The sequence below is a fragment of the Pseudonocardia sp. TMWB2A genome (assembly GCF_017312135.1).
In genome coordinates this window covers 4,420,311-4,433,205 of sequence record NZ_QKQY01000002.1, presented here as the reverse complement: position 1 = coordinate 4,433,205, position 12,895 = coordinate 4,420,311, and the positions used below count along the sequence as shown (strand labels likewise).

The window sequence follows — 12,895 nt, the reverse complement described above, 5'->3', positions numbered from 1 at the left end:
GGGCTACCGCACGGTCGTCCGTGGGCAGCAGCTCCGCATCGTCGGCCGCCGGTGTGCGTCGAGGGGCTGCCCACGGACGACCGCGCGGTCGGGCTGCGCCAGGCCGACGGGATGGCACTCGAACCGCAGCCGGGGGCGTGTGGGGGAGAGGGGCCGGCGAGAGGTGTTCCTGGGCCGTCTCCGGGGCTGTGCTGTCGGTAACGGATAGCGTCCGTTGCGCGAGATATCAGACCTGACCAAGCTGTTCTTCACCGTGCAACTCTCACACAGTGTCGAGGGGGCAATGACTAGATCTGTTGTCGCTGCTTTAGTGAACTATCTGCGTACCACCGACTTCGATTTCAGATTGGCCCTTAGGCTCGCCGCTGGATTCACTACGCTAGTACTTATCGGCGTCTTTATTCAGAAGAGTGACGGTAACTCGGCAGTTGAGACGATCCTGCTCCTCGGCTGTTCGGTAGTTGGCGTTCTCGCGCTTACGCTATCGTTTGTTTGTGTTGTCGATTTCGTGCAATCTGAGACCGTTCACACAATCCGTGAAAACGCGAAGGCGACCGTTTTGAGTCTCATGGCCACTGTAGGGGCGGCGACAATGCTGGTGTGGCCACTACAAGTGATCGACTCAGACGAGAAGTCTTACACTCAGCCGGAAGTGAATCATCTGGGCAAGGATACTGGAGCTTTAATCCCGTCCTTTGATCGGCCCGCCGTTTCGCCGCCAACGGACCTGCCCCGCTCGGAGATGGTCTCAGACTCAGATGATCTTTCGTTGCGCAACCTACAGATTCTGGAAGGTAGGGGTGTTTTCCGGATAAGCGTAGCGGTTCAGAATAAACGGCAGGTATCTATTGCGGTAACTAGGTTTGAAATCGAAGGATCGGTCACCGAGGCAATGTGTGCGAGTCCCGGCGAGTCATATCGGATTGAGCTACGAGGTCCGGTCACGTTCACGCCGGCTGGCGTCTTGCATGATGGCTCTATTGGGCGGATTGGTGAACCGTTTGATGTCCGGGCAACTGGATCGTTAGTTCGAAACACCTGCGGAGGAGTTGAACGCTTTAAGCTGGCGGCCCCTCTGGAGCTGACTCTAGATCCGCTAGGCGCTACCAATTTTAGTCTCGACTTAAATGAGAAAGAGCTTAGGTCCATTCGCTTTGACCGCCTCGATCACCTCGCATTGTCGATGGAGGTCTCGGATAGTTCCGCCAGCATACTGCGAGATCTGAGATAGTCGATTTGTTGGCGTATCCGCCTAGTATGGGCCCGATCACGCTGAATCGAGCGCAGGAGCGGACGGGGCTCGCGTGTCGTGGGGCAGTCGCGCGGTCAGTACGCCAGTCTGGTTTGCGGTAGGATCGTCAACCTCGATCGTAGATCTCCGGGAGTCAACGAGTGTCCATCTAGGTGACATCAAATCGACCACAGCCCAGGTGACCGCGGACGCCAGTGAAACGCTGAATTGCCCGCATCATGTTTCGAAGCGGCGTGTTGGGAGCTCCGCGCCAGTGCCGAGAGCCAAGGATCAACGTGCCTGCGTCCGTCGAGCAGGTAGACGAGATGGCGGGAGCCGCAGCTATGTAGCGCGTCGGCCTGCTTGACCAACTGCCTGACAACGACCCCTCACATGAGCGGAACCCCGTGGACGTCCACGGACGGAGCGATCGCATTGACCTGAGAAACCTTACCTGTCCAGCCGTCGTTCCGGTTTCTTCACACCGAAGTGCTCGGGCGTCCGATTCGCTCCTCGCCCGCCAAGCTGATCTTTCCTGGCAGTGCACACCGCGAACATGCGCTACAGCTGATGTTGTGGAGCATTCGTACTTCGACCTTGGGTCGTTCGCAGGTGGTGCGCTCATTGAGGTGGCCTTGCGAGGATCTGCGGCCAGGGTTGCGCTGATGGACGCGGACGAGTACTAAAGTTACCTCGACAGCCACGAGTACGAGTACTACGGTGGCTTCGTCGAGTTCGGCACCGCTGTCTTGGAGGTGCCGTACGACGCCTACTGGTATCTCGTGGTCGACAGCAACGCCAGCCGGATCAGAGTGTCCTGGCGGCAGACATTCGACTGACTGTGGACGGTTCCTGGTCACACTCTCGTAAGAGGCTTGGAACATGGGGCATGGGCTCTCGCTCCCGAAGGGACGAGCTCCTTTCGTCCAGGACCGGCGATGTGGGGCTCATGTCCCATGGACGCCCGCGGGTGCGTGACGACGGCGCGCGGGATGCGCGCCCGCAGTGGGTACGAAGGATCAGAGCCCGACCGCGTCCGCCCCGTGCCTGGCCTGCGCGGCCGTGAAGCCCTCGAACTCGAGCTGGTCGATGAGACTCCCGCGGGAGAACGAGCTGTAGTCCATGTAGCTCTTCGCCGACTTCGCGGCCTGCTCGTTCCAGTCGACGGTCACGTGGTCGACGGCGTAGGTGGCGTCCGCGGTGGAGAACTTCTCGAACTCGAGCTGTTCGATCAGACCCTTGCGGGAGAACGCGGTGTAGGCGAGGTAGCTCTCGGCCGAGTCGACCGCGTTCTGCCGGCTCACCGACAGCATCGGTGTCGCCGGCGCCGCCGGGGCTGCGGCGAACGTCTCGGGGGCGGACGCCGTGGTGCTCGGCGCGGTCAGCGTGACCGGGGGCGGTGCGACGACCGCGGTGGGCGGGGTGACGGCGGGCGCGGAGGTCGGGGCCGCCGCGGTCGAGGTCTCCGTCGATTCACTGCCGGCACCCGCTGCGGCGGCGGCGACGATCAGCGCGGCCGCTCCGCCGACGATGAAGGGCCACTTCCGCCGTCGCTTCGAGACCGGAGTCGGGGCCGGGGGCTGCTGCGGCGGCTGCTGCGCCCAGGGTGCGGTGGGCGGGGCCCACTGCTGCGGGATCTGGCCCGGCTGCGGGTACCGGACCTGCTGGGGGTGGGCGCCCGCCTGCGGGTACCGACCGGCCGGAATGTTCTGGGAGGGGCCCTGTGGGGTCTGCGAGGTTGTCATGACCCCTACGTCGCACGCTGAGATCGGGTGTTGCAAATGGCGGTGCCGGATCCACAGAACTGTGGAGAGCCGGGATCCCCGGCCTATCGCCGGGCGGCGTCACGCAGCGCCCCCGTGACCCACCCCTCGACCTCGGCCGGGGACCTCAGCCGCACCACCGGCAGCGTCGGGCGCTCCCGCGCCAGGATCGGCACCGACTCGCGGTACTTGTGCCGCGTCGAGACCGCCCAGCGGAGGATGTTCTCCCGGTCGACCAGCACCGTCCACAGTGGTGGTTCGACGTTGCCGTTCCACAGCACCTCACGGCCCCGGTTGCGCTGCCGGGTCCGGCGCAGCACCCGGGGGAACGTGACGGTCCAGAACGGCAGGTCGAGCCAGACCAGCAGGTCCGCGCGGGCGGCGAGGACCGGTCGCGCCGTGGAGTACTGCCACTCGGTGACCCAGGTGTCGGACCCGGCCAGCCGTCGGACGTCGTCGAGGAAGGACGGGCGCGGCACCCACCCCGGGCCGTGGAACAGCGCGTCGATCTCGGTGTGCGGAGCGTCGAGGACCGGGGCGAGGCGGGCGGCGAGGGTCGTCTTACCCGATCCCGAGACCCCGGCGATGATGGTGCGGCGCGGCAGAACGGGCAGCGGGTCGTTCCAGCGCAGCACGACGCCACCGTAGGAGAGGCGCGTTCCCCACGAGCCCGCGGGAGGTGACCGTGTGACGCACGACCCGCACCGCGTCGTGGTGCTGCTGCTCCCCGGCGTCGTCGTCCTGGACTTCGGTGCAGTGACGCAGTTCTTCGGCCACTGTCACCGGGACTCCGGCCCCGTGCACTACGACCTCGCGGTCTGCTCCCCGGACGGCCGGCGGGTCCCGTCCGCGGCGGGTGTCGACATCGGTGTCGACGGCGGACCGGAGCTGCTGGCCGACGCCGACACGGTCGTCGTGCCGGGGTACGAGGACATCCTCTCCCCGCTGCCGGAACCGGCGGCGGCCGCGCTGCGGGCGGCGTCGGCGCGCGGCGCCCGCCTCGTGTCGATCTGCACCGGAGCGTTCGCACTCGGGCACAGCGGACTGCTCGACGGCCGCCGCGCGACGACCCACTGGCACGTCACCGGCGAGCTGCGGCGGCTGTTCCCCGCCGCGACCGTCGTCGACAACGAGCTCTACGTCGTCGACGACGCGGTCCTGACCTCCGGCGGGGTGGCGGCCGGGATCGACCTCTGCCTGCGGATCGTGCGCGAGGACTGCGGTGTCGAGGTGGCGAACGCGGTCGCGCGCCGCAGCCTGGTGGCGCCGCACCGGTCGGGGGACCAGGCGCAGTTCGTCGAGCACCCGGTGCCGGAACCCTCCGACGTCGACATCGCCGCCCTGCTGGCCTGGATCGACGACCACCTCGGCGACCCCCTCAGGCTCGCCGACCTGGCCGGCCGCACCGGCTACAGCGTCCGCACCTTCGGGCGGCTGTTCCGCGCCGAGGTGGGCATCCCGCCCTGGCAGTGGGTGACCCGGCAGCGGATCCTCCGCGCCCGCCACCTGCTCGAGGCCTCCGACCTGCCGGTCGAGCAGGTGGCCGCCCGCTGCGGCTTCACCTCGACGGTCGCGTTCCGGCGCCGGTTCCACGACCTCGTCCACGTGTCGCCGTCGCAGTACCGGCGCACCTTCCGCGGCGAGCCGCCGGACCGGTCGCGGGGCTGAGCACGGCGCGAAAGTACCGGTTCCCGGCGCGCCGGCCACTCACGCCGCGGGCCCCGGGCACGCGATCGTGGTCGTGTCCCGTCCGTTCCACCCAGGGAGGCCCCCGTGATCCCCGACGACCAGCACCTCGAGATCGGCTCGCTGGTGTTCGACGGCTTCGACCAGATCGACCTGACCGGGCCGTTCGAGGTCCTGTCCCGGATCCCGAACTCGTCCTACCGGCTCGTCGGCGCCGCCGAGGGCCCGGTCCGCGACATGCGCGGGCTCCGGGTGCTCCCCGACCTGACCATCGCCGAGCCGGCGCGCCTCGACGTCCTGCACGTCCCCGGAGGCCCCGGCCAGGAGGCCTTGATGGAGGACGAGGAGGTCCTGACCTGGCTCCGTGACCAGGCGTCCGGGGCCGGCGCCGTCCTGTCGGTCTGCACCGGGGCGCTCCTGCTCGGCGCGGCCGGCCTGCTGCAGGGGCGCCGGGCGACCACGCACTGGTCGGCCCTGCACCTGCTCCCGTTCTTCGGTGCGGTCCGCGACGACCGCCGGGTCGTCGTCGACGACACGTGGGTGTTCGCCGGCGGGGTCACGGCCGGGATCGACGGCGCGCTCCGGCTCGCGGCCGAGCTGCGCGGGCGGCAGGCGGCCGAGGTCATCCAGCTGGGCATGCAGTACGCCCCGGAGCCCCCGTTCGACGCCGGCACCCCGGACACGGCGCCCCCTGAGGTGCTGGCCCGGGCGCGGGAGGCCCAGGGGGACCTCACCGCGCGCCGCGAGGGGACCGCGCGCCGGGTCGCGGAGCGTCTCGGTGTCCGGCCCGTCCCGGCGGCCGGGGGCCCGTCCGGCACCGGGGGCTGAACCGCGCGCGGTCGCGGAAACCCGCTGGCCGACCGGCCGCGGCACGCACTACCGTTCCCGCAGCCGTGCACCGAACCGAGGAGGTGGGACCCGTGACCGCAGCAGACAGCCGGGTGCTCCCCTCCGGGGACACGGCCGGGCGGTAGGTCGCCCGGGAGCGCCCTCTCCCGAAGGGCACGACCATGCGACTCCTCACCGAACAGCGCCACGACGACCTGGTCGAGACGGCGTTCTCCCTCGACGACGTCCCCGGCGTCCTCTGGACCCCGGCCGTCGCGACCACCCCGTCCCCGCTGGTGCTCCTCGGCCACCCCGGCGACCTGGGCCGGATGCACCCCCGGCTGCTCGCCCGGGCCCGGTCCTGCATCGCGGCCGGGTTCGCCGCGGCGACCCTCGAGCTCCCGGGGACCGGCGACCGGCCCCGCCACCCCGAGGCCGACCGGGCCCGCGCCGACCTGCGACGTGCGGTACGGGCCGGTGAGCCGGTGCCCGACGACGTCGTCGACCGGCTCGTCCTCCCGCTGGTCGAGCAGGCGGCCCCGGAGTGGCGGGCCGCGCTGGACGCGCTGCTCGCCCGGCCGGACCTGTGCGGGCCGGTCGCCTGGTCGGGCGGGATCATCTCGCTCGGCGTCCGGATGGCCGTGGTCGAGCCGCGCATCGCGGCCGCGGTCCTGTTCGCCGGGAGCTACGTGCCCCGCGCGATCGTCGCGGAGGCCAGGACGGTCACCGTCCCGCTGCTGGTGCTGCTGCAGTGGGACGACGAGGGCAACGACCGGCAGCACGCCCTGGACCTGTTCGACGCCCTCGGCAGCCGCGAGAAGACGCTGCACGCCAACACCGGCGGGCACACCGGCGTCCCCGCCTTCGAGGGCGACGACGCCGCCCGGTTCCTCACCCGGCACCTGGGACCCGGCACCTGAGGTGAGCGGTCAGCCGACGTCGCTCGGGGACCGGCCGGTCACCCGCCGGAACGCCTCGGCGAACGCGCCGGGCTTGCGGTAGCCGACCGCCCGGGCCGTCGCCCCGACCGACGTGCCGTTCGTGAGCAGGATCAGCGCGGCGCGGATGCGGGCGTGGGTGCGCCACTGCGCGAAGGTCATGCCCGTCTCCGCCTGGAACAGCCGGGTCAGCGTGCGGACGCCGGCGGCGACGTGGTCGGCCCAGGCGGCCAGGTCGCGCCCGTCCGAGGGGTCGGCGACCAGGGCGTCGGTGATGGTCCGCAGCCGCGGGTCGGTGGGGACGGGCAGGGTGAACGTGGTGCTCGGGACGGGTTCGAGCAGGTCGACGAGCAGCTGTTCTGCCTGTCTCCGGGCGGGGGAGTGGGCCGTGCCCAGGTGCACGATCAGCTCCCGGACCAGCGGGGTGACGAGCACGCCCGTCGGCTCGGTCCACGGCGTCGTCCCGGTCAGGACCACCCCGTAGCCGAGCCCGCCGCGGACGACGTCGAGGGTGTGCGGCACCCCGGCCGGCATCCACAGCGCGTGGGTGGGCGGCACGAGCCAGTCGCGTTCGGACGTCCGGTGGGTGACCGTCGCCGTCGCCGACCAGCTCAGCAGGTGGAAGTCGTGCACGTGCAGGTCGAAGGTGAAGCCGCGGTCGAACTCCGTCCGCGCGGTCGCCAGCACGGTCTCCGGCACGGGCACCCCCAGCTGGCCGTTTCGCGGCCATGGTCGGCCACCTGCCGCACGAGCGCCACCCTAGCGTCGATCACATGCAGACACTCACGACGTCCGACGAGGTCGACGCGCTCATCGGCACCCCGCCGCGGCCGGTGCTGCTCAAGTCGACGCCGGTGCTCGACGACGGCTGTCGCGCGATCTTCGCCGCCGCCCCGGTCGTCGCCGTCGGCACCCGGACCGGCACCGTCCTGGCCGGCGGCAGCCCCGGCGTCGTCCGTGCCGAGTCCGACACCGTGCTGTCGGTGCCGCTGGACGAGGCACCCGGGCCCGGCGAGGGCGTGTCGATGCTGTTCCTGCTCCCCGGCCTCGGTGAGACGTTCCGGTGCAACGGGACCGCGGAGGGAACCCGCGACGGCCGGGTGCAGGTCCGGCTGACCGAGGGCTACGTCCACTGCGCGCGCTGCGTCATGCGCTCCGAGCTGTGGACGGCGGTGCCCGACCCGGTCGCCGTCACACCGCCCGCGGGCGGTCCGCTCGCCGCGCCGGGGGTGGCCGGGTTCCTCGCGACCTCGCCGTTCGCGGTGATCAGCTCCCGCGACGGCGACGGCCACGGCGACACCAGCCCGCGGGGGGACCGGCCGGGCCTGCTGCGGGTGCTCGACGGGGACACCGTCGCGTTCGCCGAGCGCCGCGGGAACCGGCGGGCCGACACCCTGCACAACCTGATGCGCTGCCCCGAGGTGTCGGTGCTCGCCGTCGTACCGGGCCGCGGCGACGTCGTCCGGCTCACCGGCACCGCCCGGGTCGACGTGTACCCGGCGCTGCTCGCGACGATGGCGCTGCGCGACAAGGCGCCCGACGCCGCCGTCGTGCTGCGGGTCGGGAGCGCCGAGCTCGTGCGGTGCCCGGCCGTCGACGCGCTCTGGGCGGAACCGGTGGGGCCGGCACCGGACCTGACCGCGATCGGCGCCGCCCACCTGGCAGCCCGGGGCGGACGCGCGACGAGGGCGCTCGCCCGCGGCCTGGCCACCGCCACGAGCGGGCTCACCCGCCGCGCCATGGACGCGAGCTACCGCTCCGCGCTGCGCGACGAGGGCTACGAGTAGAACTGCGGGCCGGCTCAGCCGACCCGGGGGAGCCCCAGGATCCGGCGGCGCAGCGCGTCCCGGTCGCCCTCGGCCGGAGCCGTCCCGTCGACGAAGTCCCGCAGCAGCCCCACGAACCGGTCCGGCTGCTCGGCGTGCGGGAAGTGTCCCGCGCCGTCGAAGACCTCCAGCCGGCTGTCGGGCAGCCGGTCGTGCGCGGCGAGGGTGTGGGCGAGCGGGATGACCCGGTCGCGGTTCCCCCCGACCAGGAGCACGGGCACCTCCTCGAGCAGGTGCAGGCGCTGCGCCCCGTCGAGGCGCTGGCCGGACGGCTCCAGCGCACCCCGCGCGGTCTGGACGAACGCGCCGCGGGTGCCGCGGTCGGCGAAGGTCTCCAGCGCGGTGTGCACACCGTCGATGTCCGAGCGCGGCGCGGCGCCGACGCGGTGGGCCAGCCGGTGCGCGGCGCGGCGCATCCACGGCGGGGTCAGCGACGCCGCCGAGCGGAGCACCAGCTCGGTGCCCGGCAGGCTCGCCGCGCGCAGCGCGAGGGTCAGGTCGTGGCCGAGACCGCCGGAGGACACGAGCACGACCCGCTCGGTGAACTCGGGGAACTGGTGCGCGAACTGCATCGCGATGCCGCCGCCGAACGAGTGCCCCACGATCGTCGCCCGCTCGACGTCGAGCGCGGCCAGCAGGTCCCGCAGCCCGGTCGCGTACCCGCCGAGGGAGTAGTCGCCGCTGCGCGGGGCCTCGCTGGCGCCGTGGCCGAGCAGGTCCGGCGCGATCACGTGCAGCCCGCCGCCCAACGCGTCGAACACCGGGGCCCAGGTACGTGAGCTCGCGGCGAGACCGTGCACGAGCAGGACAGTCGGGCCCTCGCCCCGGCCGGTCTCGCGGTAGCTCACACGCTGTCCGTGCAGCAGGATCTCGCGCTCCTGGGGGGACTGGTCCACCACTGGGCACCTCCGTACGTCGACGTCTCCATGATCCCCTCCGGACGGGCCCGCGGCGGTGGGGTCCGCCGGTGTCCTGGAGGCGTCGGCGAGGGGGGTTGTCAGGGGGTGGCGGCGCCGTCGAACGACACCCCGGCCCGCTGCTGCGACAGGTCCCACACCCGGCGGGCGGCGTCGGCGTCGCGCAGCGGGCGGTAGAGCTCCTGCTCGGCGGGGGGTCCGCCCACCCGGCTCGGACCCTTCGGCCCGTAGAACACGGAGTGCCCGGCGTCCGGTGCGGTCGCGGCGAGCAGCGCGGGCAGCCCCGCCGAGTCGGCGGTCCCGATCAGCAGGCCGGCCCGGGACATCACGCCGAGCACCCGTCGTCCGAGGGTCTGCCGGTCCCGGCCCAGGTCGGGGCGGGCGCCCAGCAGGTTGGTCGGCGCGACGCCCGGGTGCGACAGGTTCGCGGTGATGCCCCAGCCCGCGGCGCGGCTGCGCCGGTCCAGCTCCAGGCCGAACAGCCCGAACGCGATCTTCGAGTGCCGGTAGGCGGCCATGCCGTCGTAGGACCGCTCGGAGTCCGGGTCGTCCCACAGGACCGTGCCGCGGGCCGCGGCGACGCTGATCTGGCAGACCACCCGGGCGCGGCCCGCGCGCAGCAGCGGCAGCAGGTGCGCGACGAGCGCGACGTGACCGAGGTGGTTGGTGCCGAACTGCAGCTCGAACCCGTCGGCGGTGGTGCGCCGCTCCGGCGGGGTCATCACGCCGGCGTTGTTGATCAGCAGGTGGACGGGGCGTCCCTCCGCGCGCAGGGTCTCCCCGAGCGCGGCGACCGAGGACAGCGAGGACAGGTCGAGCTCGCGCAGCGAGACGGTGGCACCGGGGTGCCGGTCGCGGATCCGGTCGGCGGCGGCGCCCTTCGCGGCGTTGCGGACGGGCAGCACGACCTCGGCACCGGCGGCGGCGAGCCGGTCGGCGATGCCGAGCCCGACGCCGTCGCTGCCGCCGGTGACGACGGCGCGGCGCCCGGTCAGGTCGGGGAGGGTGAGGTCAGGGGTGCGTGGCATGGGTCCAGCCTGGCCGGGTCGTGGCGCGGTATCCACGGATCGTCGATCCGTGGTTGCGGGCACGGCGCACACGGTAGGAACGACGACAGGACACGAGGAGCGTGCGCATGGTCGACCGGACCGGGCTGGCGGAGTTCCTGCGGCACCGTCGCTCGGTGCTGCAGCCCGAGGACGTCGGGCTCCCGCGCGGGCGCCGTCGTCGCACCGAGGGGCTGCGCCGCGAGGAGGTCGCGGGGCTGTGCCACATGTCGGCCGACTACTACGCGCGCCTGGAGCAGGAGCGTGGGCCGCACCCGTCGGAGCAGATGCTGGAGGCGATGGCGCAGGGCCTGCACCTGACCCTCGACGAGCGCGACCACCTGTTCCTGCTCGCCGGGCAGCGTCCACCCGCGCGCGGCGCCGGGAGCGGACACGTCGCACCGGGCCTGCAGCGCATCCTCGACCGCCTCGCCGACACCCCGGCCGAGATCGTCACCGAGCTGGGGGAGACCCTGCGGCAGACGCCGGCGGGCGTCGCGCTGACCGGGGACGCGACCGTCCACACCGGAGCGGCCCGCAGCCTCGGCTACCGCTGGTTCACCGACCCCGCCGCGCGGGCGCTGTACGTCGACGAGGACCACGGCTTCCTGTCCCGCCTCTACGTGTCGGGGCTGCGCGGGACCGTGCGCGGTCCGGGGTCGCGGGCGGCCGCGTTGGCCGAGGACCTGCTGGCGCGCAGCGCGGAGTTCCGCGCGCTGTGGGACCGGCACGAGGTCGGCCTCCGGCCACCGGAGACGAAGCGCCTCGTCCATCCCGGGCTCGGGGTGCTGGAGCTGAACTGCCAGACCCTCGTCGACCCCGACCAGGCGCACCTGCTGTTCGTCTACACCGCCGTCCCCGGCAGCGAGAGCCACGCGAAGCTGCGGTCGCTGTCGGTGGCCGGGGACCCGCGCGACACCGCGCTGCGGCCCTGACCGTTCGCAGCCGCGAACGTCGGCAGACCCCCTCCGGGGCGCCGCGCGGACCCGCCGTACCCCGTCGTCACCTGCGGCAACACCTGTGACGGCAGGAGTCACACGTTAGGTGTGTGATCTTGTCCCCCGATCGACGTGATACCGGCAACGACGGTTGCAGAGGGTCCTCGCCTCGGTAGCGTTCGGACCGTGTCCACTCCGATCAGCCCGCGCAGCCGTCGTCGCGTCCTGCACCCCGTCGCGAGGACGGCGACGTCGCTGTTCGTCGTCGGCGCGGTCGCCGCGGCCGGGTGCGTGGGCGCGGTGGGGGCCACGGCCACGCCGGTCGCACCCGCCGCCTACACGTCGGTCCCGGCGGCGGGCCTGTCCGTCGCGGCGACGGTGACCATCGACGGCACGCAGTACCCGAACCCGCTGCGCATGCTCGACGGCACCGGCGTCACCGACGTCGCCCAGTGGGAGGGGACCCGGCGCGCGGAGCTGCTGGCGGCGTTCCGCGAGAACGTCTACGGCCAGCCGCTGCCAAAGCCGACCAAGCAGACCTTCGACGTGCGGACCAGCGACGACGGCGACGTCACCCTCAAGAAGGTCACGATCGGCATCACCGGGCCGGAGGGCACCGGGAAGTTCACGCTGCGGCTGTTCGTCCCGAAGGGTCAGACCCCGCGCGGCACCTTCCTCATGATCGACCACCGGGGCTCGGTCTCCGACGACCCGGGGCAGTCCTCGGACTACGCACCGGTCTCGACGATCACGAAGGCCGGGTACGCCTTCGCCCAGATCGACGCCAACGACATCGCCCCGGACGACGGCGGCAGCTACCGCAGCAAGATGATCAACCTGTTCTACCCGTCCGGGAGCGACCTGCCCGACGACGCCGGCCGGGCCATCGCCGCCTGGGCCTGGGGCGCGAGCCGGGCGATGGACTACCTGCAGACCGACAAGGACATCGACCCGTCGAAGATCGCGGTCATCGGGCACTCCCGCAGCGGCAAGGCCGCGCTCTGGGCCGGTGCCCAGGACCCGCGCTTCGCCGCGGTCATCTCCAACAACTCGGGGTCGACCGGCGCGAAGCTCGCCCGCCGCGGCGACGGGGGAGTGGGTGCCGAGACGGTGTCGCGGGTCAACAGCTCCTTCCCGTACTGGTTCCCGAAGACCTACCAGGCCTACGGGAACAAGGTCGACGAGCTGCCCGTCGACCAGCACGAGCTGATGGGGCTGGTCGCGCCGCGCAAGCTGGTGATCGCCAGCGCCAGCGACGACTCCAACGCCGACCCGGAGGGCGAGTTCCTCGCCTACGAGGCGGCCAGCAAGATCTACGACCTGTACGGCCTCGGCGACAACGGCCTGGGCACGACGGGCTGGAAGCCCACCACCGACACGGCCTTCTCCGGGCCGGCGATGAGCTACCACCTGCGCTCCGGCGGGCACGGCCTCAAGGCGGCCGACTGGAACATCTACCTGAAGGGCGATCTGTTCACGCAGGCGTCGCCGCGCTGACCGCCCACGATTGGTACGCCCGTACTCGAATGACCGTTTCAGGCGATCTTCCTGAAATGCATACGTCGAGCGTTTGACGTCCCGTGGAAGCGCGCCGTCGTCGCCGGAGGCGGGGCCGGTCGGGCCGCGATCCCGCGGTCCCGCAGGTGGAGCGCACGCCGGCGGTGTCCGTGCCCCGTTTCCGATGCGATTCTGACCCATTCTCCTGAATTGCCGGACAATGGG

General features: G+C 71.9%; 12 protein-coding genes. 7 read left to right on the top strand and 5 right to left on the bottom strand.

The annotated features are described in order from the left end of the window. Positions 1–214: 214 nt before the first annotated feature. Positions 215–1,231: a hypothetical protein gene (locus DMP17_RS35230; RefSeq protein ID WP_337831809.1), complete on the top strand. Its 1,017-nt coding sequence runs from the start codon at positions 215–217 to the stop codon at positions 1,229–1,231. Positions 1,232–2,250: 1,019 nt separating this feature from the next. Here DMP17_RS35230 and DMP17_RS35225 read toward each other — a convergent pair. Both DMP17_RS35225 and DMP17_RS35220 read right to left on the bottom strand, forming a co-directional pair. Further along, entirely contained in the window at positions 2,251–2,976 is a 726-nt protein-coding gene (locus tag DMP17_RS35225) for an Ltp family lipoprotein (RefSeq protein ID WP_337831808.1), read from the bottom strand. Between the two features lie 83 nt (positions 2,977–3,059). After that, positions 3,060–3,629: an AAA family ATPase gene (locus tag DMP17_RS35220; protein WP_226357645.1), complete on the bottom strand. Its 570-nt coding sequence runs from the start codon at positions 3,627–3,629 to the stop codon at positions 3,060–3,062. Positions 3,630–3,681: 52 nt separating this feature from the next. Here DMP17_RS35220 and DMP17_RS35215 point away from each other — a divergent pair, with 52 nt between their 5' ends. The 3 genes from DMP17_RS35215 (at position 3,682) to DMP17_RS35205 (ending at position 6,428) form a co-directional block, all read left to right on the top strand. After that, positions 3,682–4,662 (top strand): GlxA family transcriptional regulator, encoded by a 981-nt coding sequence (locus DMP17_RS35215; RefSeq protein WP_337831807.1) that lies wholly within the window; start codon positions 3,682–3,684, stop codon positions 4,660–4,662. Positions 4,663–4,767: 105 nt separating this feature from the next. After that, positions 4,768–5,508, top strand: a complete 741-nt coding sequence (locus DMP17_RS35210) for a DJ-1/PfpI family protein (RefSeq protein ID WP_226357643.1) — start codon at positions 4,768–4,770, stop codon at positions 5,506–5,508. A 182-nt stretch (positions 5,509–5,690) separates the two neighbouring features. Continuing rightward, a complete protein-coding gene (locus DMP17_RS35205; protein ID WP_337831806.1) occupies positions 5,691–6,428 on the top strand; it encodes a dienelactone hydrolase family protein in 738 nt (245 codons plus the stop codon). Between the two features lie 9 nt (positions 6,429–6,437). On the opposite strand, the gene DMP17_RS35200 is transcribed toward DMP17_RS35205, so the two are convergent. Next, complete coding sequence (locus DMP17_RS35200) at positions 6,438–7,145, bottom strand: helix-turn-helix transcriptional regulator (RefSeq protein WP_337831805.1); 708 nt, start codon at positions 7,143–7,145, stop codon at positions 6,438–6,440. A gap of 74 nt (positions 7,146–7,219) precedes the next feature. Between DMP17_RS35200 and DMP17_RS35195 the strand changes: the two genes are divergently transcribed. Continuing rightward, the gene (locus DMP17_RS35195) at positions 7,220–8,233 is read left to right on the top strand and encodes a pyridoxamine 5'-phosphate oxidase family protein (protein ID WP_337831804.1); all 1,014 of its coding nucleotides are present in this window, start codon (positions 7,220–7,222) and stop codon (positions 8,231–8,233) included. A 14-nt stretch (positions 8,234–8,247) separates the two neighbouring features. Here DMP17_RS35195 and DMP17_RS35190 read toward each other — a convergent pair whose 3' ends face one another. Both DMP17_RS35190 and DMP17_RS35185 read right to left on the bottom strand, forming a co-directional pair. Further along, on the bottom strand, positions 8,248–9,168 hold the full coding sequence (locus DMP17_RS35190) for an alpha/beta fold hydrolase (RefSeq protein ID WP_337831803.1): 921 nt from the start codon (positions 9,166–9,168) through the stop codon (positions 8,248–8,250). Between the two features lie 101 nt (positions 9,169–9,269). After that, entirely contained in the window at positions 9,270–10,217 is a 948-nt protein-coding gene (locus DMP17_RS35185) for an SDR family oxidoreductase (RefSeq protein ID WP_337831802.1), read from the bottom strand. 107 nt (positions 10,218–10,324) lie between these two features. On the opposite strand from DMP17_RS35185, the gene DMP17_RS35180 reads away from it, so the two are divergent. After that, positions 10,325–11,170: a helix-turn-helix transcriptional regulator gene (locus DMP17_RS35180; protein WP_337831801.1), complete on the top strand. Its 846-nt coding sequence runs from the start codon at positions 10,325–10,327 to the stop codon at positions 11,168–11,170. Between the two features lie 189 nt (positions 11,171–11,359). After that, complete coding sequence (locus DMP17_RS35175; RefSeq protein WP_226366110.1) at positions 11,360–12,670, top strand: dienelactone hydrolase family protein; 1,311 nt, start codon at positions 11,360–11,362, stop codon at positions 12,668–12,670. Positions 12,671–12,895 lie beyond the last annotated feature (225 nt).

Bases quoted from the DNA above. Each gene is read 5' to 3' on its own strand.
- DMP17_RS35225 (WP_337831808.1), bottom strand. From the start codon at position 2,976: ATGACAACCTCGCAGACCCCACAGGGCCCCTCCCAGAACATTCCGGCC.
- DMP17_RS35205 (WP_337831806.1), top strand. From the start codon at position 5,691: ATGCGACTCCTCACCGAACAGCGCCACGACGACCTGGTCGAGACGGCG.
- DMP17_RS35195 (WP_337831804.1), top strand. From the start codon at position 7,220: ATGCAGACACTCACGACGTCCGACGAGGTCGACGCGCTCATCGGCACC.
- DMP17_RS35185 (WP_337831802.1), bottom strand. From the start codon at position 10,217: ATGCCACGCACCCCTGACCTCACCCTCCCCGACCTGACCGGGCGCCGC.
- DMP17_RS35180 (WP_337831801.1), top strand. From the start codon at position 10,325: ATGGTCGACCGGACCGGGCTGGCGGAGTTCCTGCGGCACCGTCGCTCG.